A 23,792-nucleotide genomic window follows, 5' to 3' on the forward strand; every position below is an offset into this window, starting at 1 on the left:
GGTGCGGTGGGGGTGGCTGTTGTGTTTGTGCCCACGGATGTCTGTTTGTAGGAGCGGCCTTGCGTCGCGAAAGGGCCGCGAAGCGGCCCCGGCAATCTGGGCGGCGAAGCTGAAAACCTGGGGCTGCTGCGCAACCCTTTCGCGACGCAAGGCCGCTCCTACAACACGCAGCGCACGGCGGGTCAGAGCGTCTGCATCATCTTGCGCACGCCAGCCACGTGGCGCCGGCTGACGGTCAGCGCATCACCGTCAAGGCCCTTGAGAAACAGCTGAAAATGCCCCAGCGGCGTGCGCTGCAGGCGTTCGATACGTTCGCGGGCCACCAGCGCGTTGCGATGGATGCGCACAAAGCGATCGCCAAATTCATCTTCCAGGGCCTTGAGCGGCTCATCGAGCAGCACTTCCCCGGTCTCGTGGCGCAAGGTCACGTATTTGTGGTCAGCAATGAAATAGATGACCTGGGGCAACGGAATCAGCTCGATGCCTTTTCGCGTTCGCGCGCTGATATGGCTGCGCGGGCCTCCGCCTTCATTGGCAGGCCGGGTAAGCGCCGCCAACTGGGCGCGGTTGGGCTTCTCGGCCTTGCGCAAGGCATCACGCAGCGCCTGGGGCTGGAAGGGTTTGGTCACATGGCTGAGGGTGCTGTCCTTGAAAGCCTCGGTGCCGTATTCGTCGTCGCCGGTGCAAAACACCACCGACGGCGGCGCCTCGCGTTCGCACAGGCGAGCGGCAACCTGCAGGCCATCCAGGCCGGGCATGCCGATGTCGAGCAGGACGACATCAGGCTTGAGGCTTTCAATCAGCGCCAGGGCTTCCTCGCCGTTGGTGGCGCTAGGCTCCAGCACGGTGTAACCCTCCAGTTCGCCGAGCAGCCTACTGAGGCGTTCACGGCCTTGGGGTTCGTCATCAACGATCAGGACATTCATAATTGCGCTGGATTCCTGAATGAGTCTCGCACAGGTATAGCGTAGACAGATGTGGTTCGAGCGACACTGCGGTCACGCTCTAGACCGGTGCGATGGCCAAAGATTCACTCGGCCGGCAGATTCACTGCCAGTCCTCTGTCCAACTGTAGACGGTCCATGGAACACTGCCGTTCAATCCTGCAAATCCTTGTGTGCGTGTCTGCCTGCCGTTTTCGGGTCATTTCTCTCGACCGGCGCCCTGCGGCAGCAAGCCCAACCCTGCTATCATCGTTGCCACTTTTTCGTTCACGCCTGCAATGAGTGAATCCATGAGCACCGACAAGACCAATCAGTCCTGGGGCGGCCGCTTCAGTGAGCCCGTCGACGCCTTCGTCGCCCGTTTCACCGCTTCGGTCGATTTCGACAAGCGCCTGTACCGCCACGACATCATGGGTTCGATCGCCCACGCCACCATGTTGGCGCAGGTCGGCGTGCTCAGCGATGCCGAGCGCGACACCATCATCGATGGCCTGAAGACCATCCAGGGCGAAATCGAGGCCGGCAACTTCGACTGGCGCGTCGAGCTTGAAGACGTGCACATGAACATCGAGGCACGCCTGACCGATCGCATCGGCATCACCGGTAAAAAACTGCACACCGGCCGTAGCCGAAACGACCAGGTGGCCACCGACATCCGCCTGTGGCTGCGCGACGAGATCGACCTGATCCTGGCCGAAATCACCCGCTTGCAAAAGGGCCTGCTGGAGCAGGCCGAGCGTGAAGCCGACACCATCATGCCCGGCTTCACCCACCTGCAGACGGCCCAGCCGGTCACCTTCGGCCACCACCTGCTGGCCTGGTTCGAAATGCTCAGCCGCGACTACGAGCGCCTGGTCGACTGCCGCAAGCGCACCAACCGCATGCCCCTGGGCAGCGCCGCGCTGGCAGGCACCACCTACCCGATCGACCGCGAGCTCACCTGCAAGCTGCTGGGCTTCGAGGACGTGTCTGGCAACTCGCTGGACGGCGTTTCCGACCGCGACTTCGCCATCGAATTCTGCGCTGCCGCGAGCATCGCCATGATGCACCTGTCGCGCTTCTCCGAAGAGCTGGTGCTGTGGACCAGCGCGCAGTTCCAGTTCATCGACCTGCCTGATCGCTTCTGCACCGGCAGCTCGATCATGCCGCAGAAAAAGAACCCGGACGTACCGGAGCTGGTACGTGGCAAGAGCGGCCGCGTGTTCGGCGCGCTGACCGGCCTGCTGACCCTGATGAAAGGCCAACCGCTGGCCTACAACAAGGACAACCAGGAAGACAAGGAACCGCTGTTCGACGCCGCCGATACCCTGCGCGACTCGCTGCGTGCCTTTGCCGACATGATCCCCGCGGTCAAGCCCAAGCACGCGATCATGCGCGAAGCGGCCCTGCGTGGCTTCTCGACTGCCACCGACCTTGCCGACTACCTGGTACGCCGTGGCCTGCCGTTCCGTGATTGCCACGAAATCGTCGGCCATGCCGTGAAGTATGGTGTGGACACCGGCAAGGACCTGGCCGAGATGAGCCTGGAAGAACTGCGCCAGTTCAGCGACCAGATCGAGCAGGACGTGTTCGCCGTGCTGACCCTGGAAGGCTCGGTCAATGCCCGTGACCACATTGGTGGTACCGCGCCGGCGCAAGTGCGTGCGGCGGTGGTACGCGGCCAAGCCTTGCTGGCTTCGCGCTAAGACCATGGCGAGGGCTTTGCCCTCGTTCGCGGGGCAAGCCCGCCCCCACAGAGAAACCGCTAACTCATTGATTTAACGGAACCCTGTGGGGGCAGGCTTGACGCTTGTGCAAACCTCAGCGCTTGCCGCTGCGAATCATCTCCATGAAGGCCGGCATCGACGCCTCCTTGTCTGCCAAAATCCGCGCCATGTGCGGGTTCTCGCCCATTCGCTGCAACAATGCCTTCGCCTGCGGGAAATCCGCCAGGAAGTCGACGTTCAGCACCTTCTTGCCCACCGCGTAAGCCAGGTCGACCGAGAAGCAGAACATCAGGTCGGCAATCGTCAGCTGCTCACCCGCCACATACGGCGCGAAGCGACCATTGCGCTTGAGCGTGGCAAAGCCCGCCAACAGGTCGGCCCGCGCGCGCTCCTTGATCAACGGCTCTACCGCCATGCCAAAGAACGACTCGGCGTAGCAGGTGCGTGCCGGCAGCTCGATGTACAACTCGATTTCTTTCAGCAGCTCGCGCACCTTGGCCTGCTCGAACGGGTCCGCAGGCAACAGCGCTTTGCCGCCCTGGGTCTGCTCGATGTAGTCGAGAATCACACTGGTCTCGCTGAGGAAGCCGTGTTCGGTTTCCAGCACTGGTACCTTGCCCCGTGGGCTGACTTCCAGTGCATGCGGCGCCTGGCCGCCATAGAAGGTGACCTCCTCGAAAGGCAGGCCTTTTTCCAGGAGTGCCAGCTTGACCATGTTGTAGTAGTTGCTGACTGAGAATCCGTGAAGCTTGAGCATGGGGTAACAGCCTCCAGGCCGTATGGGGATGGCCCGGCTTTTATAGCCCCTCAGCCTGCGCCTGACCAGCGTCATGCACCCGGTCAATGACCGGACATTGCCGCCACAGGCGTGGCAAACTGTATGCCCAATCACAGGAGTACCGCCATGAGCGAGCCCACCGACATCGACAATGACGACGAAGCCTTCGCCGAGGCAACGCTGACCCAGGCCATCGAGAACCAGATCGAAAGCGACGAGCCGCCAGCGGCCAAGGCCACCTTCAACAAACTCACCCTGGTTGGCTATGCGCGCGAGGAAATCCTCAACCTGATGGCCCATGTGCTGGCCTTCGAGATCGACAACATGCTGGTGGAAGACCGCGCGTTCAACAGCGAATGGTATGAAAACGCCCTGCGTGCCCTGCCCGAGCTGCCACCTGAGATGGATCAAGGCGACGACGAATAACCCGACTACACTCGAAGGTCAGGCACCCATGAAGGTGCCGCCATCCTCGTCTGGAAGTCAGGAGTCGCCATGTCCTTTACCCCCGAGCTGATCGATGAACTGGAAGTACTTGCGCTGTTCAAGCACGACAGCAGCCAGGAAGGCATCAAGATAAACAGCCAAGCCCCCACTAAACTCATCGCGGCAGCTAAACGCCTGCACGAAAAAGGGCTGACCGATCAACCCGATGGTGGCTACCTGACCAGCCTGGGTCATGACGCCGTCGAAAGTGTGCAACTGCTGCAGAACATTCTCAAGGCGCCACAACCGGCCTGACAGACTGCCGCAATCCTTGTGGGAGCGGCCTTGCCGGGGCGCCGGACCGGTCGGAAAGGGCCGCAACGCGGCCCCGGCAATTTGTGCAGCACTGCTGAAATCCTGGGGCCGCGTTGCGGCCCTTTCCGACCGGTCCGGCGCCCCGGCAAGGCCGCGCCTACAGGGGGTTTACACACCTTTGCTAGTTGGCCGCCGCCCTGCGTTTCTCTGCCAGCCACGAGCGCCCGTACAGGAACACGATGGCCAGCAAGGCCACTGCCTGCGCTGCCAGCGAATAGGCATCGGCATGAATGCCCAGCCAGTCAAACTCGAAGAACGCCACCGGCCGCGTGCCCAGCACCCCGGCTTCCTGCAGCGCCTTCACGCCATGCCCGGCGAACACCACCGACAGCGCGCACAGCAGCGCGGCGTTGATGCTGAAGAACAGCGACAGCGGCAGCTTGGCCGAGCCGCGCAGAATCACCCACGCCAATCCCACCAGCAGCACCAATGCCGTGGCGCCCCCCGCTAGCACGGCTTGATGCCCGGAAGGCCCGGCCTGCAGCCACAGGGTCTCGTAGAACAGGATCACTTCGAACAGTTCGCGGTACACCGAGAAGAACGCCAGCATGGCAAAGCCGAAGCGCCCGCCACCACTGACCAGGCTGCTCTTGATGTAGTCCTGCCAGGCAGCGGCGTGGCGGCGGTCGTGCATCCACACCCCGAGCCACAGCACCATGACCGCAGCAAACAGCGCTGTGCAGCCTTCCAGCAGCTCGCGCTGGGCACCGCCGACGTCGATCACGTAAGCCGCCAAGGCCCAGGTGGCAAAACCTGCGACCAGCGCCAGGCCCCAACCGACGTTGACGCTGCGCACCGCCGACTGCTGGCCGGTGTTGCGCAGGAAGGCGAGGATCGCCGCCAGCACCAGAATCGCTTCAAGGCCTTCGCGCAGCAGAATCAACAAACCGGAGATATAGCTCAGCGACCAGCTCAGGCCATCACTGCCCAACAGCTTGGCGGCCTGGTCGAGCTTAGCCTTGGCTTCGGCCAGCCGTTGCTCGGCCTGGGCCACAGGTAAGCCGTCCTGCAGGGACTGGCGGTAAGCCATGAGGGTTTTTTCGGTGTCCTTGCGCGCCTGGGTGTCGATGTTGTCCAGCGAGCTTTCCACCAGCTCGAAGCCTTCCAGGTAAGCGGCTACCGACAGGTCATAGGCCTGGTCGTGATCGCCCTCGCGGTAGGCCGCCAGGCTTTTGTCCAGGGTGCTGGCGGTGTATTCGAGCAACTGCGCCGGGCCGCGTTTGGCTTGCGGCGGCTGGGCACGCTGGGCGCGGAACGCCGCTACTGCATCGGCGCCTTCGTTGGCCGCGACTTCGGCCGGGGTCTGGCGCGCCAGGTCTGCCAGGTTCCAGGCTTTATCGCCCTTGGCCGCCTCGGGGTTGGCAGTGAAGCTGGCCACAAAGGCGGCCACGTCCCAGCGCTGACGCTCGTCGAGCTGGTCGGCGAACGATGGCATCTCGGTACCTTCGATGCCCAGGCCGAGGGTGTTGTACAGGTCGAACAGGCTCAGCTGGTCTAGCCGCTCGACACTGCGCAGGTTGGCTGGAGGCGGCTCCAGGCCAACGCCGGCTGGGCCATCGCCGGCGCCGCTATCGCCATGGCAGATCGCGCAGTTCTGCGCGTACAGCGAAGCCCCACGGGCCGGGTCCGGAGTAATCACCGGGGCCTGGCTGACCTCGTAGGCCACCGCCAGGCGTGCGCCCAACTGACGGGCCTGACGGGCTACAGCGGCGCCGTCCTGACGCTGGTCGATGGCTTGGCGCAACGCCTGCACGCCCTGTACCAGGGCGGCTTGTTCGGCATGCGCCGGCAGGTTCTTGACCAGGTCGGCCAGGACCGCGCTGAACTCCTGTTGCTCGCGGTACTCGCCCTCGTCGATCACCTTGCCTTCGCGCACGGTCGGCGGGTAGTCGGCGCCCATGTAGTCGAGCAAGTGCAGGGCCTTGGTAGCTTCGGCAGGGGCTTCGGCCAACGCCAGGGTGCTGCACAGCGCCAGCATTGGGCCCAGCAGTAAAGCAGGCAGCCAGGCAAGCAGACGGGAATGGGTATTCATGGCCAGTCTCGGAGGGAATGCGAAAGAGAACATTGTTCACTTCCACTCTTCTTCTCTCAAGGTGTGCGGGCAGATTTCATGAAAAATCTTGTGACAAAACAGGAGGGGATTGATCGTGAAATGAAAGCGCTTTTGATCCACCAAGCACTATGCCGTGCTGGAGCATTGGACAATGGCTTACTGCTGCCCATGTCAGTAGCTATTCAGGTGGCGGATACAGGGTTGCAGGCGGAACAGGTCGAAGGTTTCCTCGCCTGCGGTGGAAGACGCTCTGGGCTCGTCGCGCATCTGTCGTGCCTCGCTTCAGGCGATGGCGCGGGAGTGGTCGCACAGGGCGTTGATCATTGCGCATAGCAGGCAGGGCGGTGGTGGTCTGTTCCACGGTCAGGGTCAGGGCGCGGATCAGCAGGCCGCAGGTTTCAGGTTCGGAAATGTCTTACGGCTTCAAGGTGTTCACCGTGAGAGTTTCAGCGCCCTTGAGATCGAGCGCGCGGCGCTCGATCTCAAGGGCGCCGCGGCTCTGTCGTCAAACCCTACCCACAACCCTCAAGGCTTGCCACCACCCCCCTTCCACCCCCCACCCAACGCCAGAAACACCCCAATCTGCCCCATCGCCACCTGGCTATTCGCCGCCGCCAACTGCGCCCGCATATCGGTATACGTCCGCGTCGCCTGCAAATCCGCCAGGAACGACTCACGCCCAGCCTGGTAATACCGATGCGTCTGGTCTGCCGCTTCCTTGGCCGACTGCTCCGCCTCGGCCAGAGCATCACGCCGGTCCAGCAAGGCGCTGTACTGCGCCAATCGGGTCTGGGTCTCGCGAATGGCGTTCAGCACCACACCATCAAAATGCGCCAGCGCCGCCTGGGTCGAGGCTTCGGCCATGCGGATGCGGGCACGGGTGCCATTGGTCGGGATGCTCCAATTGATCTGCGGGCCAAAGCCCCAGCGGTTGGTGGCCGGCTCGCCAAGGTTCTCGAGAATACCAATGGTGCCGACCTGGGCGCCGATGCTGATATCCGGGTACAGCGCGCCGGTGGCCACGCCGATGTTGGCGGTAGCCGCCGCCAGTTGGCGTTCGGCCTGGCGCACATCGGGGCGGCGCTTGAGCAACGCGGCGCCGTCGCCCACCGGGACCAACTGAGCCAGGTGCGGCAGCTCGGCGCAGTCGGCGGTGCCGGCAGGCAATTGCTCAACTGGTTTTGCCAGCAGTGCAGCCAGGGTATACAGGCCGGTCTCGCGCTCGGCCTTGAAGCGCGGCAACTCGGCGCGCAACGATTTGAACTGGGTCTGCGAGCGGGTGACCTGGGTTTCATCGCCACGGCCGGCATCGCGCAGGCGTTGGTTCAGCTTCACGCCTTGCTCCTGCAAGTCCAGCGACTCGCGGGCAATGTGGTATTCCTCGTTGGCCGAGCACACTTGGGTGTAGGCCTTGACCACATCGGCCACCAGGGTGATGCGCGCGGTGTCTGCGGCAGCTTGCACCGCGTCGGCGTTGGCCTTGGCCGCTTCGGTGCCGCGCTTGAACGTGCCCCACAGGTCAAACTGGTAGGAGGCGCTGATGATGGCCTCACCGATATTGGCCACGGGCACCTTCTCAGGCAGCAGGAAGGCCTCGCCGGACTCCTGCAAGCGCTGCGCGCCGGCCTTGATGCCACCGCTGAAGCCGCCCTGCGATTCGGCCACTTCAACCTGCGCACGGGCCTTGGCAATGTTGGCTGCGGCCACGCGCAGCTCGGTATTGGCGCTCAATGCCTGGCGTACCAGTGCGTTGAGGCGCTGATCCTGGTACAGCTGCCACCAGTCTTCAGGTACCGGCGCCGACACCACACTGTCGGCATCCTGGCGCAGCGGGCCGTTGAGGTCGCTGCGCTGCACGGCCGCGTCTTTCGGCACTTCATAGTCCGGGCCAACCAGGGCACAGGCACCGAGGGACAAGGCCATGCCCACCAGCATCAGGCGTTTCATGGGCGCTTGTCCTCGATGATCGATACCGTGGCGGTGCGCCCGGCGATCATGCGGAAGTCTTCCGGCACTTCATCGAAAGCGATACGCACCGGAATCCGCTGGGCCAGGCGCACCCAGCTGAAGGCCGGGTTGACGTTGGGCAACAGGTTGGCGCCGCTGCTGCGGTCGCGGTCTTCGATACCGGCGGCGAAGCTTTGCACGTGGCCGCGCAGGCGGGTGTTGTCGCCCATCACGCGGATGTCCACGGCATCGCCGATATGGATGCCTCCGAGCTTGGTTTCTTCGAAGTAGCCATCGACGTGGTACGAGGCGCTGTCGACCACCGACAGTACCGGGCGGCCGGCGGTGACGAACTCATGGTTACGCGGGGCGCGGTCGTTGAGGTAGCCGTCCACGGGGCTGCGCACCACCGAGCGGTCGAGGTTGAGCTGGGCAGTATCGACCGCCACCTGCGCCTCGTTGACCGCCGAGCGGGCGCGGGCCTCGCGGGACTGGCTCTCTTCCAGCTGCTCGGCCGCCACCAGGTTGCCCAGTTTGCGGTTACGGCGCGTTTCACGGGCGGCCTGGGCCAGGGTTTCCTCGCGCTCGGCCAGGGTTGCCTGTGCCTGGCGCAGGGCCAGGCTGAAGCGGTCTTGGTCGATGGTGAACAGCACGTCGCCGCGCTTGACCACCTGGTTGTCACGCACCTCGACCTTCTGGATCAGCCCGGACACATCCGGGGCGATCTGGATCACGTCGGCGCGGATATGGCCGTCGCGGGTCCAGGGGGCGAACAGGTAGTACACCACCATCTGCCAGACGAGCACGGCGGCGAAACTCACGACCAGCAAGGTCAGGACCACACGGCCCAGGGTCAGCAAAGGTTTTTTCATGGCAGCATCAGGTTTCGGCAAAAGTGGTCGACCGCGCCCAGCATCACGGCGTAGAGGGCAACGTTGAACAAGGCCCGGTGCCAGACCAGGCGGTAAAAGTGCAGGCGCACCAGTACAGCGTGCACGCCCAGGAACAACAGGTAGGTGAACAACATCATCACCAACAGCGTGGGCAGAAACACCCCGCTGATATCCAGATCACCGATCACAGTGGGGCTCCATCGATGCCGGGGGGCAGTTGCGGTTGTTCGGTGGGTTCGAGCATCACTTCGACACCGGGCAGCAAGGCCAGGCGCAGGCCGCTCAAGGCGTGCAGCAGGTGCACACGGGCATCGCCGCGGTCGTTGTGATCGTCCAGCGCCAGCCCTTGCCGCGCACGCTCCATGTTGCGCAACAGCGCCGCCGGGGCGTGCAGGCGCTGGTTGGCGCGCAGGCAGGCGGCGTAGTGGGCGCCGACTTCTTCGATGACCAAAGCCAGGCGCTCGCGGGCCTGCGGGTTGGCGCGTGGCAGGTAGGCCAGCAGGTCGAGCAGGTTCAGGCCCACGCGCAGGTCACGCAGCGCCACACCGCTGTCCTGGCCGGTCTGCGACAAGCGTGGCAGGTGCTGCATCAGGCGGTCGAGCATCTGTACGCCCACCTGGCGGTGTTCGGCCAATGTCGCGGGCTGGGTCATTTCGACGATATCGCGCCAGGCGAAGCGGGTCATGCGCTTGGCCGCCAGTTCCACGCCGAACGGGCGTAGCAGCAAGGTCCAGATGAAGGCGAACAGCAGCCCCACCGGGCCTGCCAGGTTGGCGTTGATGAAGGTCAGGAAGTCCGCATCATAGACGCCCTGGATGCTGATGAAGGTGGCGGTGTTGACGATGGTCAGCAAAGTACCGAGGTAGAAACGCGGCTGCACGGTCAGCGTGCCGACGCAAATGAACGGCACCGCAAAGGCCAGCACCAGCATCGGGAAGTCGTGCAGGTTGGGCAGCACCAGGAACAGGTAGACGCTGGAGAAGATCACCGACATCAGTGTCCAGAAGAAGAACCGGTAGATCTGCGGCGCCGGGTCGTCCATCGCGGCAAAGAAGCTGCACGCCACGGCGGCGAGGATGACCGCACTGCCACCGTCGTTCCAGCCGAGCAGAATCCACAGGCCACTGGCGACAATGATCGCGGTAACCGTGGAAAACACCGAGTAGAGCATCAGGCCACGGTCAAAGAACGGCGTCAGCCGGCCCAGGCGCCAGTGGCGGTAGGCGGCGCGCCAGGGCGTGGCGTCGTCCTTGCGCAAGGCGTGCTGGAGGGTGCAGCAGTCTTGCCAGAGGTCGACCCATTCGGTCAGGCGATACAGGGCGTTGGACAGCAGCAGGCCGGCGCGCTGGTCCAGGGCGGTGGCGCTGGGTTGCAGGCGGGTGATCTGCTCGTGCAATGCGGTCCAGGGGGCCAGGGAGGCATCATCAGCGGTGCCTTTGAGCCATTCGCGGGCCTCGGCCAGCAGCGGTTGCAGCTGGGCGAACTGGGCCGGCGCACGGCCTTCGAGGGCGACCAGGGCGTCGTCCAGGGCGTCGATCACCGGCAGCAGGTGGATCATGCGCCCACGCAGTTCACTGGCGTTTTTCAGGGTGTGGGGGCCGGCACCTTCGTGGCCGAGCTGGCCGATCATCATTTCCAGGGTATTGAACGTGGCCACCATCGAGACGCGCATGCTGCCGACCTTGTCGGCGGCAACGTCGCGGGCCAGGTAGGTGTCGCTGTAGCGGATCGCCTCGGCGAACCAGTTGCCGGTCGAGCCGACCACCACCGGGGCCAGGCGCCGCGGCCAGAAGATTGCGCCGACCACCGCCGCGCAGACGATGCCCAGGCAGATTTCCTGGGCCCGCGACGAGGCCACATCGAACACCGCCGTAGGGTTGTCGACCACCGCCAGGGCAATCATCGGCAGGGTGTAGCCGGCCAGCATCAGCACGTAGTTGTTGGCCGTGCGCAGGTTCAGCGAGAGGAACAGCAAGGTGCCGGTCCACAAGGCGATGGCCACGCTCAGCAACAGCGGCGACTGCACCAGCGGTGGCACCAGCAATACCGCCCCGCCGGCACCGAGCAATGTGCCCAGGGCGCGGTACAGGGCCTTGGAGCTGGTGGGGCCGACGAACGGGCTGGAGACGATATAGACGGTCGCCATCGCCCAGTAAGGGCGTGGCAGCTGCATGAGCAGGGCAATGTACAGGGCGATCATCGACGCGCCGAAGGTGCGCACGCCGTAGAACCAATCGCGGGCCGGGGGCACCGAGCTGAAGAATCCGTTCATGCTGCCCCGCCTGGTGTGCCGAGGCCGACGGCTTCGAAGGCGCGCAGTACGCGCAAGGTGGCCTCCAGGTCGGCCTGGTCGATGCCCTGCAGCACATCACGGCGCAGGCGCACCAGCTCGGCTTCGATGGACTCGGCCAGGGCGCGGCCTTCGGCGGTCAGGCTCAGGGCCTTGGCGCGGCGGTCCAGAGGGTCCTCGCTGCGGCACACCAGCCCGGCTTTGCACAGTTGGTCGAGCAAGCGCACCAACGACGGGCTTTCGAGGCCGGCGGCCTGGGCCACCGCCACCTGATGCACGCCGTCGCCCAGGCGCACGATCATCAGCAACGGCGCGGCGCAGGCTTCGGAGATGCCGTAGCTGGTGAGGGCCGCATGGCAGATGCGCCGCCAATGGCGTGCGGCAACCACCATGCCGCTGCTGACTTGCAGGCGCAGGAGATCAAGGGTCATGAAAGGAACCAAGGATATTCATAGTTTGCTAACTATCAATATACGCCTGGCCCTCCCCCTGTCGTCAACAGCGGGCGACGGATAGCGTCGATGAATGGTTGTTCATGTAATGCCCTTTCGCGGCGCAAAGCCGCCCCCACAAGGGGCTGCACTTTGCCGCGAATATGAGGCAACGGTCAGGGCTGCACCTGGTCTTCCAGCTTCATCGTCAGCGCCAGCGTGCTGCCCATCTGCACTGCCCGGTCGCGCCATTCCAGGTACCGTGTGCCGTCGCGGCTGCTGAAATGCACCGCCAGCTCCTCGGCCGCCTGCATCACGCCCGCCGCAGCCGCCAGTTCCAGCCAATACAGCGCGCCTTTGATATCGGCTTCGACGTGCAGGCCATGCATCAGCCGATAACCGACTTCAAACCGGCATCGCGCTTCGCCCCGCTGGGCGCCGCGCTGAAACCACTGGTAGGCCTCTACCAGGTCGACCTGCCAGTCCAGGTCGCCATCGCACACTTCCTCTTCATACAAGTCACCGAGCGCAGCGGCAGCATGCAAAATGCCGCGGTCGAATGCCTGCCGATAACACTCGGCCGCCTGCACGTACGATGCCTCGATGCCTTTGCCGAAATAGTGCTGCTGGCCCAGGTTGAACCAGGCCGCGGCGTTGCCCTGCAAGGCCGCCATGCGCAGCAGGTGGCCGGCCAGCACCGTGTCGGCACGCCAGTACTTGCCATTGAGCCAGATCCAGCCGAGGTCATTGAGTGCCGCTACGCTGCCTTGCAACGCCTGGCGGCGCAGGTCGGCATACACCACCTGCAAATCGCTGGCCTCATCCAGGCGGCTGACCAACAGCGACCGCTGGCTGGGCAACCCGACCCCGGCAAACAACCGATGACGCCTCCCCGCAGGGGCTGGTGGGGCGATGACCCGCTCTGGCAGAAGACGGGCGAGCAGCGAATGGATATTGCTGGCAGCAGACATGTTCATCCTCATTGAACGACACACAACCCCAACCTCAGCTGTGATGAGGCGTGATTCTGCGTGACGTCACGACAAAACCTGTCGCGAACGATTCGGCACGAGGCAACCAAATGCGACTTCCTTGATCTGAGCAGGCTGTGGCCAATTGCCATGCCCCGCTCGTGCCGCCATCCTATTGCGGCAAGCCTAGACAAGGACGTTATCTTTTGCCGTTCGCCACCACTCGCGCCACCCTCAGCCGTCAGTGGGCGCTGCTGCGCCAGCTGCCCAGCCGCTCCCCAGGCATCACCAGCGCCGAGCTGGTCTGGCGCCTGCGTGATGTGGGCTTCAATGTCAGCAAACGCACGGTTGAGCGCGACCTCAACGAGTTGTCGCTGATTTTTCCGCTGGAGCGCAATGACAAGAGCATACCGTTCGGCTGGCACTGGTCGTCGACTGCCGTGGGTGAGCTGCGCGGCAATTTCGACCTGTTGACCTACCTGCGCGGTGACGCGCTGCAGCCGGCCCAGGGCGAGGGGGTGGAGCTGGTGGCGCGGATCAGTGACACATTGGCGCGGCAGCTGCGCGAGACGCCACTAAGCACCGACATGCAGCTGACCGCGCAGGAGCATGGGCATCGGGTACGTGCCACGGTGAGCGATGGCTGGCCGTTGCGCTGGTGGCTGCTGAGCCAGGGGGATGGGGTAGTGGTGGAGCAACCGGAAGGGCTGCGCGAAGAGATTGGCAAGATGCTGAGCAATGCGGCTGCCCAGTACCAGAACCCATAACCTGTACCGGCCTCTGCGTGGCGGTTCGGCACCCCGATAACCCCGCCCCCACAGCAGCCGGTGCAGGCTTGCCTGCTAGCGCTGCATGCCCCAACGCCGCACCGTCAGCCGCTCCAGGGTATTGAACACCAACCCTTCGACCAGCAAACCGATCAGGATCACCACGGCCAGCCCGGCGAACACCTTGTCGGTGTACAGCTCGTTGCGGTTCTGGAAGATGTACCAACCCAGGCCGCCCTTGCCACTGCTGGCGCCAAACACCAGCTCGGCGGCAATCAGGGTACGCCAGGCAAACGCCCAGCCGATCTTCAACCCCGACAGGATCGACGGCAAGGCCGCCGGAACCAGGATATGCAACACCAGGCGCAGGCCCTTCAGGCCATAGTTGCGGCCGGCCATGCGCAGGGTTTCGGACACCCCGAGAAAGCCCGCGTAGGTGTTCAGCGCCAGCGCCCACAGCACCGAGTGCACCAGCACGAAGATCAGGCTGTTGTCGCCCAGGCCGAACCACAGCAGCGCCAGCGGCAGCAAGGCGATTGCTGGCAGGGGGTTGAACATGGAGGTCAAGGTGCCCAGCAGGTCACGACCGAGCTGGGTCGACACCGCCAGGCTGGTCAATCCAAAGGCCAGCACGATGCCCAGCACGTAGCCCTTGAGCAAGATCACCAGCGACACGCCGACCTTGGCCGGCAGTTCACCGCTGATCAGGCCATCCCATAGCGCAGCGGACGTTTGCAGAAAGCTCGGCAGCAGCAGGTCGTTGCCTTGATAGCGGGCTGCGGCCTCCCAAAGCGCGGCGATCACAACCAGGATGACCGCCTTGCGCAGCCAGCCGTGCTGCCACAAACGCTGGGCCAATGGCAGTTGGCGTTCCAGAGGCACACTGCGCAGCGGCTCCAGCTGCACCTCGTATTCCTGACGTACAGGGGTAGTGGTCATGGCTGAAGCTCCTGTCAGTAGGCGATACGGATATCGTTGAAGCCGAGTTCGTCGGCTTGCTCGGGCGTTTGGGCCTCATCGAACAGCAGCCGATGAATGCGGCGGGCACTGGCCTGGAAATCCGCTGCGCCCAGGCTGCCAAGATCGTACTGATGGCTGTGCACCTCGGCCCGCACCCGCCCCGGGTGCGGCGACAGCAGCAAGATGCGGTTGCCGACCACCAGCGCCTCTTCGATGGAGTGGGTGACGAACAGCAAGGTGAAACGCACCTCTTCCCACAGCAGCAGCAGCTCTTCCTGCATCTTGCGCCGGGTCAGCGCGTCGAGCGCGGCGAACGGTTCGTCCATCAGCAGAATCTTCGGCTGGGTGGCCAAGGCCCGGGCAATCGCCACGCGCGCCTTCATGCCGCCAGACAGGGTGTGGGGATAGGCATCGGCAAACGCCGCCAGGCCAACCTTGTCCAGGTAATGCAGGGCCCGTTCCTCGGCCTCGGCGCGCTTGAGCTGGCCCGAGACCAGCAGCGGGAACATGACGTTCTGCTTTACCGTCTTCCAGGGCGGTAGCTGGTCGAACTCCTGAAACACCACGATACGGTCCGGCCCTGGGCCTTTGACGGGCTTGCCCTGCAGCAGAATCTGCCCTTCCTGGGGGTTGATGAACCCGGCCACGGCCTTGAGCAAGGTGGACTTGCCGCAGCCCGAAGGCCCCAGCAAGACGAAACGGTCGGCACGGTCAACTTCGAAGCTGACCTGGTGGGTGGCCCGCACCACGCGCTGCGCGGTTCGGTATTCGAGGCTGAGGTTATCCACCTTGAGCAAGGGTGGCGTGGCGACACGGCTCAGGTTGCTGGCCGCGTGGCCTGGCAATGGGGCGGTCATGATCGATCAGCTCCCCTGCAGCGGGCGTTCATCCTGGAAGAAGTAATCCTTCCACGACTCAGGCTTGTGCTTGATGGCGCCGACCCGATAAAGGAAGTCTGCCAGCTTGTAGGTGTTCTTCGGCGTGACGGTGAACTCGTACTGCGGGTTGTCGATCAGCTTGATCAGCACGTCGCGGTCGATCTTGGCCTTGGTCACGCGGATGTAGGTATCGGCAGCAGCAGCCTTGTCCTTCTGTGCAAAGTCCGCAGCCTCGGCCAGGGCGTCGACGAAGGCCTTGTAGGTCTTGGGGTTTTCGTTGCGGAATTTTTCGGTGGCGAACAGCAGGGTCGGCGAGTTGGGGCCGAGCAGGTCGTAGCTGTTGAGCACGACGTGCACGTCCTTGTTGGCCAACGCCTGGTCCTGGAACGGCGGGTTGGAGAAGTGCCCGTTAAGCTCGGTGCCACCGGCGATCAATGCGGCCGTGGCATCGGGGTGCGGTACGGCCAGGGTGTACTTGTCGAGGCGGTTGTAGTGCTTGTCGCCCCACTGCTGGGCTGCGGCGTATTGGAGGAAGCGCGACTGCACGGAGACGCCTACCGCCGGCACGGCGATGCGGTCTTTCTCGGAGATGTCGGCGATGGTCTTCACGTTGGGGTTGCTGCTGACCAGGTAATACGGGAAGTTGCCAAGCGAGGCGACGGCCTTGACGTTCTGCCGGCCCTTGGTACGGTCCCAGACGGTCAGCAGTGGACCAACGCCGGCGCCGGCGATGTCCACCGAGCCGGACAGCAGCGCATCGTTGATGGCTGCACCGCCAGAAAGCTGGGCCCAATCGACTTTGATGTCGATGCCCTGCTCCTTGCCGTGCTTCTCGATCAAGTGCTGGTCACGCACCACGTTCAGCAGCAGGTAGACGATGCCGAACTGTTCGGCGATGCGGATCTCGCCTTCGGCCTGGGCCACGGCAGGGGCCGCCAGGCTGCCGACGACCAGGCTCGCGCCCAGGCCGATGCTTGCCGCCAGGCGGCTGATGGATTTGCGCATGATGTGTTTCCTCAGTCGTCAGAACGGGGCATCGCCCTGGATGGTGGTGCGGTACAGCTTGCGCCGCAGGTGCGCGGGGCAGCCGGTGGCGAGGTGGATCAGCGAGCGGTTGTCCCAGAACACCAGGTCGTGGGGCTGCCACTGATGGCGGTAGATGTTCTGTTCGAGCACGCTCAGGGCATACAGCTGTTGCAGCACGTCGTGGCTTTCATCCGCTGGCAGGCCGACGATGCGGGTGGTGAAGCCTTCACTGACGAACAGCGCCTTGCGGCCGTTTTCCGGGTGGGTACGTACCACCGGGTGGATGACTTCCTGCACCTGGGCCAACTGCTCGGCGCTCAGGGTCGGGCGCCAGTTGCCCTCGAACTTGGTTTCGGAATAACGCGCCGTGTAGGAATGAGCGGCCGCGCGGCCCTCGATCACGGTGCGCAGGGCTTCGGGTACGGCGTCCCAGGCCTTGTGCATGTCGGCGAACAGGGTATCGCCGCCCTCGCTGGGCAGTTCCTGGGCATGCAGCATGGAACCGAGGCTGGGGAGCGTCTTGTACGACAGGTCCGAATGCCAGAACTTGCCAGCATCACCCAGGCCAATGTTGTGGCCATCTTCGATGATGTTGGAAACGATCAGGATCTCGGGGTGCCCGGCCAGCAGAAACTGTTTGAGCACATGGATCTGCAGCTCGCCGAAGCGGCGGCTGAAGCTGATTTGCTGTTCAGGGGTGATGCGCTGGTCGCGGAACACCAGTACATGGTGATCGAGGTGGGCACGATGAATGCGGGTGAAATCCTCGGCGTTGACGGGTTTGCCAAGGTCAAGGCCAATGATCTCGGCCCCGACGGCACCGGAGAACGGGCGGATTTCAAAGTGTTGCGGCTGGGCGCTGTCGATGGACGACAAGGCGTTCGAGGCGGCGGACATGGTTCACTCCCACGCAGTGCGCGACGTCAAAGTACGCGCAACGATCAGAAACGCACGGGGATTTCCCGTGTGGGTTCAAGTCGTGCGGCGCATCGATTGGTCGACGGGTACGCAGTGGGAGTGACTATAAAGTCATAAGAAGGATATTTTAAATACCTTTATTGAATAACCATATCACCGAGGATCGGGGGCTGATCCAGTATCAGATCAACCCGCCCTGCTCTTCTTCATCGATCAGGTTGTTCAAGCTGCCGAGCGCCTTGCGCGCCTTGGAACGATTGAGCAACTTGGCCTGTGCCCCGGCAGGCAGGTCGGTGATGCTGAAGACGCCCTTGGCGGTCAGCACATCGATCAAGTCCTCGAGCACGCGGATCATGTCCAGGTCGCTTTGCTTGAGCTGCTTGAGGCTGTTTTCCACTTCGTCATCGCCGAACCATTCCTGGATTTCGGCATTGTCGGCGGGGAGTATCTCGCTGAACCCTTCGTATGAAGCGGCTTCTACCCGCAGCAACTGGCCGGTGGCGTCGCGTTGCACGTAGAACATGGCGGTGTCCCTCGTCACGTTGATTCCTTGTTGGTAGACAGCAGCATAGGCAAAGATTTCCGGGCGCGCAGGCCCGGCGCAGGAGTATGCGCTGTCACGGGAAGGCAGGAAAGAGCCGGCGCCCACCCGGGCGGTCATACAGACCGCCCGGGTGGGCTGGGCATCAGCTGTCCTTGTTGTCGATACGGATGGTCGGGTCGCCACCGCTGATCAACGAGTTGATCGAGGTATTGGACCAGTTCACCCCTTCCAGCTTGATCGTCACATCGGCGTTGGCCAGGCCACCGGCGGCGTTGAGCTTGCCTTCGCTGCTGACCTGCAGCGTCGAGGAGCCGTCCACCGTGGTGATCTTCAGGTAGTTGTCGATGGTGCTGCCCTTCTCGAACTGAAGCAGATCCTTCAGGTCGATACGGTCGCCTTCGGCCACCTTGAAGTCCTTGATCACGTCATTGCCGAGGTCGCCCGACTTCCACACGAAGGTGTCGGCACCGCTACCGCCGATGAGGATATCGTCGCCCTGGCCACCGATCAGGATGTCCTTGCCAGTACCACCCAGGAGGATGTCGTTACCTCTGCCACCATCGAGGGTGTCATCGCCGCCTTGGCCGAAGAGGATATCGTTGCCATTGCCGCCCGACAGGAAGTCCTTGCCGTCGTTGGCGCCGGAGATATCGAACTCGGTGTAGTGCTCGGTGATGTACTGGTGAACGTTGTTGGTGGTGATGGCACTGGCCTCGACACCGCTCTTCTGCGCAACGTACGCCTGCAGGGCCTGGTAGCCCTCGCTGACGACACCGTTGAGGCTGATCAGGTCACCGAAGATGATGTCGTTGCCGTTGCCGCCATCGACCTTGTCGGCGCCTGGCAGAGTCGCCTCGGAATGCCCGAGGATCGCGCTGGCCAGGTTGGATGGGTCGATATTGGCCTGCGGCTTGCCGGCGCTGTCGTATGGCTTCAGGTCGGTCAGGCTGACATCGTTGTTCAAACCAATTGCCTGGACCTTGCTTACGCCGTTAGTCCCGCCCAACAGGGCGAAGCTGGCAGAGGTGTTGTTCGCCGAATCCCAGTAGTTCCAGGAATCGGCATAACCGGTACCGCCCAGGCCGGAGAACTCGTAGGTGCCATCCCCTTGAGCATGAATCGTCCCGACAGTGCGGGTGGAATCAAGCACCAGGCTGCCCCAACGGTTTTCTGTGTAGGTCAGCACTTTGAGGGTGCCTTCGCTATTGATTTCAACTTTGTGCGTTGCGTCGGCCCAGACACTGAAGGTGTCACCCACCTTGTAGTTGTTGACGTTGACCACGTCATCCAGGTACTTGCCGCCGCTCCACAGGCGGTAATTGGTCGTCTCATTGGCCTGGTAATAGGTCGGCTTACCGTCGGTGATGAAGTAGGTCAGGTTCTCCGCGCTGCTGTTACCGGTAGCCATGGTGCTCTTGAAGAAGTTGGCCGTGGTCTTGAACACATCCTCATAGTTGGTACCACCGCCGTAGCTTGAACCACCCACCATTGAGTCCAGCACCGCCTGAAGCTTGGCCAGTGCGTCGGTATCGGCAAGGTTGACCGCCACGTTCTTGTTTACCTGGGTGTCGAAGTCGGCGATGAAGATATTCACCGTCCCCGAGGTATCCGAGCCCAGGCTGGCTTTCAGCGTCTGGAATACCGCAGCCAACTGCGCCTTGGCGGCATTGACGGACTGGGTGCTCATACTGCCCGAGCTGTCGACCATGAAGGCAATGTTGTAGTTCTTGCCCGCCACCACGTTCAGGCCAGCGACGTCGGCGACGATGATGTCGTTGCCTTCGCTGCCATTGATGGTGTCATCACCCGAGGTGCCCACCGTGGCCTTGTAGTTGGCGCCGTAGACAGTCACCGGGATCTTGCCGGTGATGCTGTCCGAGCCGCCGAGGCTTTCGGTGGCGGTCGATGTGACGGTGATGTCGAACGAGCCCTTGTAGTAGGCCGGCGGGGTCAGTGTCAGGCCGCTGAGTTTCCAGCCTGTCACGTCCACCGGCGTGCCGCCGACAGTCACGGTGTGGCCCGCACCATCGCTCAGCACAGTCCCTTTCGGAATGCCGCTGAGGGTCACGCTCAAGGTCTCGGAGCCATCGGTGTCGGTCAGGTTGGTGGTGATGCCAACCAGTTTGACCGAGCCACCTTCCGGCCCTTCGTTAAGCTTGTAGCCGTCGTAGTAGCTTTGGCCATTGACGTTGTGCAGGTCGGACACGCCCAGGCCAGCGTTGGCCATCTCGGTCACGTTCTGGTACATCGGGATGTTGCTGCTGCTCAGGTCGGTGACAGCACCGGAGCCCACCTGGATGTTCAGGTCATAGCTACCAGGGCCAGACTGGTTGGCGTGGTACACCTCGATCGGGTAGTAGCCGCTGGACGTTGGGGTGAAGGTGCCGGAAATCTGGCCACCTGCGCCCCAAGTCGCGGTCACCACGGTCTTGCCACCAATGGTGACGACCATGCTGTCATCGGCGATGCCGCTGAAGGTGTAGGTCTTGCCGGCCTCCAGGAAGAGCAGGCCCGAGGTTTTCGAACCGCTGCCAGCCGTAACGCTGCCATCGGACTGCACGTTGGTGGTGGTGGCGCTGGAGGCGGCATTACCGGAGTTGGCAAACACCGTTTTCAGCGCATCGCCAGTGATGCCGTTGCCGTCGGTGCCCAGGCCTTTCAAGGTGGTCCAGACGTCCTTGGTCAGGCCTTTGGACTCGACATCGCTGCTGCCGAAGCTCAGGGTCGGTTTGTCGGCCACCGGGCTGATGTCGACCTTCATGGTCACTTCGCTGCCCGAGTTGGTGCCGTCGTTCGGCTTGTACTTGAACTGCGCGTAGTCAGCCTGCTTGTTGCCGACGCCCGAGCCGCCGTAGCCATCGGTGCCCGACTGGTTCAGCGTCGGGACGAACTTGAGGTACTTGCTGCCGATATCGGCCTGGCTGACCACCTGGCCCACGGTCACATCGACCCACGCGGTGCCGTTGAAGAACTTCAGGCTACCGTCGACCGGCAGCGAGGTGATGGTCACGAACAGGCCGGTGTTGCCATCGGCATCGGTGACCTTGAAGTCGTTCCAGGCGAACAGGTAGTCGGTGTCTTCCACGCCATTGACCGCACCGCCAGTGGAGACCGGCAGATGGTCGTTGTCGAGGATGTTGGTGGTAACGCTCGCCTTGCTGCCATCGACCTGCAAGTTCTCGAAGTTGCCACCGGTAGCGGTTTCGATCTTGACGGTGAAGTTTTCGGTACCCTCAACCAGCTTGTCGTCGAGGGTCTTGATATCGAACGTGGCGCTGCTGCTGTTGGCCGGGATCTTCACGGTGGTGACTGCGGTGTAATCCTGGCCGTTGGCGGTGCCGCTGTAGGTCAGGGTAACGGTGACTTCTGCCTTGGACGGGTTGCTCAGGGTCAGCGTGTAGCGGCCGGTTTCGCCTTCGGTCAACGAGGTGGTGCCGGTGATGCCGATGGTGGTCACATCGCCCTGGTTGCCAGTGCCTGGTGTACCAACACCTGGCTCGTCGTTGACCACGGTGGTGGCCGTGGTCTTGTCCAGCGTCAGCGCCTCGAACTTGCTGGCACCGGCGCCGCCTACCGACTGCAGAGACAGGCCGACAGAGGTCTGGCCGATGTAGGCGTCGTCTGGTGCAGCTACAGTGACGAAGCCCGTCGCACTGTTGGCCGGCACGTTGACGATGGTTTTGCCGTCGCTCAGGGTGAAGGTCAGCGCGCCGTGGTTGTTGATCGGCAGGCCGTCCTTGCTGGTCAGGGTCACGGTGTAGGTGATCACGCCGCCTTCGGTAACCGAAGGGGTAGCAGTCAGCTTGGCGATGACTTCGTTCTGAGTGTCCTTGATGTCCACCGAGGCCGAAGGCTTGCTCACGACCAGGTTCTCGAACTGACGGCCATCCGGCACGCTGGTGCCGGTGATGCTGACGGTCAGCGAACCGGCATCGACGTACACGTCTTCGCCTTGTGCGTCGTGGGTGAAGATGGCCGAGGTTTCGCCCTTCTTGATCACCACCGACTTGCCTTCGGTCAGCTGTACGGTCAGGTCCTGGTCCAGGGCCTGTTTGATACTGACGGTAAAGGTCGGCTTCTCGTTCTCGAAGACCGAGGCCTGGTTGGCAACGATGCTCAGTTCGACCTTGTCGCCCTGGTTGTTGCTGCCCGGGGTGCCCACGCCTGGCTCGTCGTTGACCGTGGTGGTGGCCGGGGCCTTGTCCAGGGTCAGGTTTTCGAACTTGCTGGCGCCGGCGCCGCCTACCGACTGCAGGGTCTGGCTGACGGAGCTCTGACCGATGTAGACGTTATCCGGTGCAGCGACGGTAGCCGTACCCACGGTGCCGTTGGCCGGCACAGTGATGACGGTCTTGCCATCGCTCAGGGTGAAGGTCAGCGCGCCGTGGTTGTTGACCGGCAGGCCATCCTTGCTGGTCAGGGTGACGGTGTAGACGATCGAGCCACCTTCGGTAACCGACTCGGTTGCCGTGAGCTTGGCGATGACTTCGTTCGAGGTGTCCTTGATGTCCACCGAGGCCGAAGGCTTGCTCACGACCAGGTTCTCGAACTGACGGCCATCCGGCACGCTGGTGCCGGTGATGCTGACGGTCAGCGAACCGGCATCGACGTACACGTCTTCGCCTTGTGCGTCGTGGGTGAAGATGGCCGATGTTTCGCCCTTCTTGATCACCACCGACTTGCCTTCGGTCAGCTGTACGGTCAGGTCCTGATCCAAGGCCTGTTTGATGCTGACGGTAAAGGTCGGCTTCTCGTTCTCGAAGACCGAGGCCTGGTTGGCAACGATGCTCGGTTCGACCTTGTCGCCCTGGTTACCGGTGCCCGGGGTGCCCGAGCCTGGTTCGTCGGTGACAGCGGTGCTGACTGGGGTCTTGTCCAGGACCAGGTTTTCGAACTTGCCAACATCGGCGCCATCAACCGAAGCGATCGACTTGATTACTGGGTCGTTGGTGCCGGTGTAGACGTTGTCCGGGGCAGCCACGGTGGTGAAACCGCTGGTGCTGTTGGCCGGGACGGTGATGACCGTGGTGCCATCGCTCAGGGTGAAGGTCAGCGCCGAATGTTTATCAATCGGCAGACCGTCTTTGTTGGTCAAGGTGATGGTGTAGGTGATCGCACCGCCCTCGGTGACCGAAGGAGTAGCGGTCAGTTTGGCCACCACGTCGTCGGTGGTGTCAGTGACTTTGACCGACGCGGCCCCACCCAGCTGCAGGTTCTCGAAGGCGCGACCGTCTACATCGACGGCGGACTTGATGCCCAGGCTGATTTCACCGGCGTCCTTATAGACGTCGTCGCCCTGTGCAGCGTGGCTGTACGGCGCGCTGGTTTCGCCGGCCTTGATGGTGACCTGAGCATTGTTGCTCAGGGTCACGACTAGGTCGTGCGCCAGGGCGGTGTTGATGTGCACAGTGAAGGTCGGTTTGACGTTTTCAGCGACCGAAACCTGGTCGGCAGTAATGGTGACTTTGACCAGATCGCCTTGGTTGCCTGGAGTACCCGGCTCGTCGGTGACAGCGGTGCTGACCGGAGTCTTGTCCAGAACCAGGTTCTCGAACTTGCCGACATCAGCGCCGTCGACGCTGGCGATCGATTTGATCACTGGATCGTTGGTGCCGGTGTAGACGTTGTCCGGAGCAGTGACAGTCACGAAGCCCGAAGTGCCATTGGCCGGCACGGTGATGACGGTGGTGCCGTCGCTCAAGGTGAAGGTCAGGGCCGAGTGCTTGTCGATCGGCAGACCGTCTTTGTTGGTCAAGGTGATGGTGTAGGTGATCACACCGCCTTCGGTGACCGAAGGAGTAGCGGTCAGCTTGGCCACCACGTCATCGGTGGTATCGGTGACTTTGACCGACGCCGCATCGCCCAGCTGCAGGTTCTCGAAGGCA

General features: G+C 63.1%; 20 protein-coding genes. 5 read left to right on the forward strand and 15 right to left on the reverse strand.

Annotation, left to right across the window (positions count from 1 at the left end; all coding sequences use genetic code 11):
• Positions 1 to 182: 182 nt before the first annotated feature.
• Complete coding sequence (locus PC358_RS25560; protein WP_033703307.1) at positions 183 to 926, reverse strand: LytR/AlgR family response regulator transcription factor; 744 nt, start codon at positions 924 to 926, stop codon at positions 183 to 185.
• A 308-nt stretch (positions 927 to 1,234) separates the two neighbouring features.
• Between PC358_RS25560 and argH the strand changes: the two genes are divergently transcribed.
• Positions 1,235 to 2,629, forward strand: coding sequence for an argininosuccinate lyase (argH, locus tag PC358_RS25565; protein WP_033703309.1), 1,395 nt, complete (start codon positions 1,235 to 1,237; stop codon positions 2,627 to 2,629).
• Positions 2,630 to 2,744: 115 nt separating this feature from the next.
• Here the strand turns inward: argH and PC358_RS25570 are convergent, their stop codons facing one another.
• Entirely contained in the window at positions 2,745 to 3,407 is a 663-nt protein-coding gene (locus PC358_RS25570) for a glutathione S-transferase (RefSeq protein ID WP_033703310.1), read from the reverse strand.
• A 147-nt stretch (positions 3,408 to 3,554) separates the two neighbouring features.
• On the opposite strand from PC358_RS25570, the gene PC358_RS25575 reads away from it, so the two are divergent.
• Both PC358_RS25575 and PC358_RS25580 read left to right on the forward strand, forming a co-directional pair.
• Entirely contained in the window at positions 3,555 to 3,854 is a 300-nt protein-coding gene (locus PC358_RS25575) for a hypothetical protein (RefSeq protein WP_033703311.1), read from the forward strand.
• 69 nt (positions 3,855 to 3,923) lie between these two features.
• Positions 3,924 to 4,169: a TIGR02647 family protein gene (locus PC358_RS25580; protein WP_033703312.1), complete on the forward strand. Its 246-nt coding sequence runs from the start codon at positions 3,924 to 3,926 to the stop codon at positions 4,167 to 4,169.
• 181 nt (positions 4,170 to 4,350) lie between these two features.
• Here PC358_RS25580 and PC358_RS25585 read toward each other — a convergent pair whose 3' ends face one another.
• Positions 4,351 to 6,294 carry a cytochrome c/FTR1 family iron permease gene (locus PC358_RS25585; protein ID WP_033703313.1) on the reverse strand — a complete coding sequence of 648 codons (1,944 nt, stop codon included), beginning with the start codon at positions 6,292 to 6,294 and terminating at the stop codon, positions 4,351 to 4,353.
• 45 nt (positions 6,295 to 6,339) lie between these two features.
• On the opposite strand from PC358_RS25585, the gene PC358_RS27815 reads away from it, so the two are divergent.
• Positions 6,340 to 6,615, forward strand: a complete 276-nt coding sequence (locus tag PC358_RS27815; protein ID WP_156056809.1) for a hypothetical protein — start codon at positions 6,340 to 6,342, stop codon at positions 6,613 to 6,615.
• A gap of 192 nt (positions 6,616 to 6,807) precedes the next feature.
• On the opposite strand, the gene PC358_RS25590 is transcribed toward PC358_RS27815, so the two are convergent.
• The 6 genes from PC358_RS25590 to PC358_RS25615 form a co-directional block, all read right to left on the reverse strand.
• On the reverse strand, positions 6,808 to 8,229 hold the full coding sequence (locus PC358_RS25590) for an efflux transporter outer membrane subunit (RefSeq protein WP_033703314.1): 1,422 nt from the start codon (positions 8,227 to 8,229) through the stop codon (positions 6,808 to 6,810).
• Positions 8,226 to 9,101, reverse strand: coding sequence for an efflux RND transporter periplasmic adaptor subunit (locus tag PC358_RS25595; protein WP_033703315.1), 876 nt, complete (start codon positions 9,099 to 9,101; stop codon positions 8,226 to 8,228). The genes PC358_RS25590 and PC358_RS25595 overlap by 4 nt, the downstream gene beginning before the upstream one ends.
• On the reverse strand, positions 9,098 to 9,310 hold the full coding sequence (locus PC358_RS25600; protein WP_033703316.1) for a DUF1656 domain-containing protein: 213 nt from the start codon (positions 9,308 to 9,310) through the stop codon (positions 9,098 to 9,100). The genes PC358_RS25595 and PC358_RS25600 overlap by 4 nt, the downstream gene beginning before the upstream one ends.
• On the reverse strand, positions 9,307 to 11,394 hold the full coding sequence (locus PC358_RS25605; RefSeq protein ID WP_033703318.1) for an FUSC family protein: 2,088 nt from the start codon (positions 11,392 to 11,394) through the stop codon (positions 9,307 to 9,309). The genes PC358_RS25600 and PC358_RS25605 overlap by 4 nt, the downstream gene beginning before the upstream one ends.
• The gene (locus PC358_RS25610; protein ID WP_033703319.1) at positions 11,391 to 11,843 is read right to left on the reverse strand and encodes a MarR family winged helix-turn-helix transcriptional regulator; all 453 of its coding nucleotides are present in this window, start codon (positions 11,841 to 11,843) and stop codon (positions 11,391 to 11,393) included. The genes PC358_RS25605 and PC358_RS25610 overlap by 4 nt, the downstream gene beginning before the upstream one ends.
• Positions 11,844 to 12,019: 176 nt before the next feature.
• A complete protein-coding gene (locus PC358_RS25615; RefSeq protein ID WP_033703320.1) occupies positions 12,020 to 12,814 on the reverse strand; it encodes a tetratricopeptide repeat protein in 795 nt (264 codons plus the stop codon).
• Positions 12,815 to 13,020: 206 nt separating this feature from the next.
• Here PC358_RS25615 and PC358_RS25620 point away from each other — a divergent pair, with 206 nt between their 5' ends.
• The gene (locus PC358_RS25620) at positions 13,021 to 13,581 is read left to right on the forward strand and encodes a WYL domain-containing protein (protein ID WP_033703321.1); all 561 of its coding nucleotides are present in this window, start codon (positions 13,021 to 13,023) and stop codon (positions 13,579 to 13,581) included.
• Positions 13,582 to 13,656: 75 nt separating this feature from the next.
• Here PC358_RS25620 and PC358_RS25625 read toward each other — a convergent pair whose 3' ends face one another.
• The 6 genes from PC358_RS25625 to PC358_RS25650 all read right to left on the reverse strand — a co-directional run.
• Complete coding sequence (locus tag PC358_RS25625; protein WP_033703323.1) at positions 13,657 to 14,520, reverse strand: ABC transporter permease; 864 nt, start codon at positions 14,518 to 14,520, stop codon at positions 13,657 to 13,659.
• 14 nt (positions 14,521 to 14,534) lie between these two features.
• Positions 14,535 to 15,398, reverse strand: coding sequence for an ABC transporter ATP-binding protein (locus PC358_RS25630; RefSeq protein WP_033703325.1), 864 nt, complete (start codon positions 15,396 to 15,398; stop codon positions 14,535 to 14,537).
• A gap of 6 nt (positions 15,399 to 15,404) precedes the next feature.
• Complete coding sequence (locus tag PC358_RS25635; protein ID WP_033703326.1) at positions 15,405 to 16,424, reverse strand: ABC transporter substrate-binding protein; 1,020 nt, start codon at positions 16,422 to 16,424, stop codon at positions 15,405 to 15,407.
• Positions 16,425 to 16,442: 18 nt separating this feature from the next.
• Positions 16,443 to 17,342: a TauD/TfdA dioxygenase family protein gene (locus tag PC358_RS25640; RefSeq protein ID WP_033703328.1), complete on the reverse strand. Its 900-nt coding sequence runs from the start codon at positions 17,340 to 17,342 to the stop codon at positions 16,443 to 16,445.
• Positions 17,343 to 17,544: 202 nt separating this feature from the next.
• The gene (locus PC358_RS25645) at positions 17,545 to 17,886 is read right to left on the reverse strand and encodes a hypothetical protein (RefSeq protein WP_033703347.1); all 342 of its coding nucleotides are present in this window, start codon (positions 17,884 to 17,886) and stop codon (positions 17,545 to 17,547) included.
• Positions 17,887 to 18,049: 163 nt separating this feature from the next.
• Positions 18,050 to 23,792, reverse strand: a 5,743-nt coding sequence (locus PC358_RS25650; protein ID WP_156056811.1) for an immunoglobulin-like domain-containing protein, incomplete at its 5' end; no start/stop codon positions are given.

Origin of the sequence: Pseudomonas capeferrum, from assembly GCF_000731675.1 — a bacterium.
Classification (GTDB): Bacteria; Pseudomonadota; Gammaproteobacteria; order Pseudomonadales; family Pseudomonadaceae; genus Aquipseudomonas; species Aquipseudomonas capeferrum.

What these genes read in the sequence shown, in the direction of transcription:
- PC358_RS25615 (WP_033703320.1), bottom strand. Translation starts at nt 12,814, where the DNA reads ATGTCTGCTGCCAGCAATATCCATTCGCTGCTCGCCCGTCTTCTGCCA.
- PC358_RS25580 (WP_033703312.1), top strand. Translation starts at nt 3,924, where the DNA reads ATGTCCTTTACCCCCGAGCTGATCGATGAACTGGAAGTACTTGCGCTG.
- PC358_RS25590 (WP_033703314.1), bottom strand. Translation starts at nt 8,229, where the DNA reads ATGAAACGCCTGATGCTGGTGGGCATGGCCTTGTCCCTCGGTGCCTGT.
- PC358_RS25595 (WP_033703315.1), bottom strand. Translation starts at nt 9,101, where the DNA reads ATGAAAAAACCTTTGCTGACCCTGGGCCGTGTGGTCCTGACCTTGCTG.
- PC358_RS25585 (WP_033703313.1), bottom strand. Translation starts at nt 6,294, where the DNA reads ATGTTCTCTTTCGCATTCCCTCCGAGACTGGCCATGAATACCCATTCC.
- PC358_RS25610 (WP_033703319.1), bottom strand. Translation starts at nt 11,843, where the DNA reads ATGACCCTTGATCTCCTGCGCCTGCAAGTCAGCAGCGGCATGGTGGTT.
- PC358_RS25605 (WP_033703318.1), bottom strand. Translation starts at nt 11,394, where the DNA reads ATGAACGGATTCTTCAGCTCGGTGCCCCCGGCCCGCGATTGGTTCTAC.
- PC358_RS27815 (WP_156056809.1), top strand. Translation starts at nt 6,340, where the DNA reads ATGAAAAATCTTGTGACAAAACAGGAGGGGATTGATCGTGAAATGAAA.
- PC358_RS25635 (WP_033703326.1), bottom strand. Translation starts at nt 16,424, where the DNA reads ATGCGCAAATCCATCAGCCGCCTGGCGGCAAGCATCGGCCTGGGCGCG.
- PC358_RS25625 (WP_033703323.1), bottom strand. Translation starts at nt 14,520, where the DNA reads ATGACCACTACCCCTGTACGTCAGGAATACGAGGTGCAGCTGGAGCCG.
- PC358_RS25560 (WP_033703307.1), bottom strand. Translation starts at nt 926, where the DNA reads ATGAATGTCCTGATCGTTGATGACGAACCCCAAGGCCGTGAACGCCTC.
- PC358_RS25570 (WP_033703310.1), bottom strand. Translation starts at nt 3,407, where the DNA reads ATGCTCAAGCTTCACGGATTCTCAGTCAGCAACTACTACAACATGGTC.
- PC358_RS25640 (WP_033703328.1), bottom strand. Translation starts at nt 17,342, where the DNA reads ATGTCCGCCGCCTCGAACGCCTTGTCGTCCATCGACAGCGCCCAGCCG.
- PC358_RS25645 (WP_033703347.1), bottom strand. Translation starts at nt 17,886, where the DNA reads ATGTTCTACGTGCAACGCGACGCCACCGGCCAGTTGCTGCGGGTAGAA.
- PC358_RS25630 (WP_033703325.1), bottom strand. Translation starts at nt 15,398, where the DNA reads ATGACCGCCCCATTGCCAGGCCACGCGGCCAGCAACCTGAGCCGTGTC.
- PC358_RS25575 (WP_033703311.1), top strand. Translation starts at nt 3,555, where the DNA reads ATGAGCGAGCCCACCGACATCGACAATGACGACGAAGCCTTCGCCGAG.
- argH (WP_033703309.1), top strand. Translation starts at nt 1,235, where the DNA reads ATGAGCACCGACAAGACCAATCAGTCCTGGGGCGGCCGCTTCAGTGAG.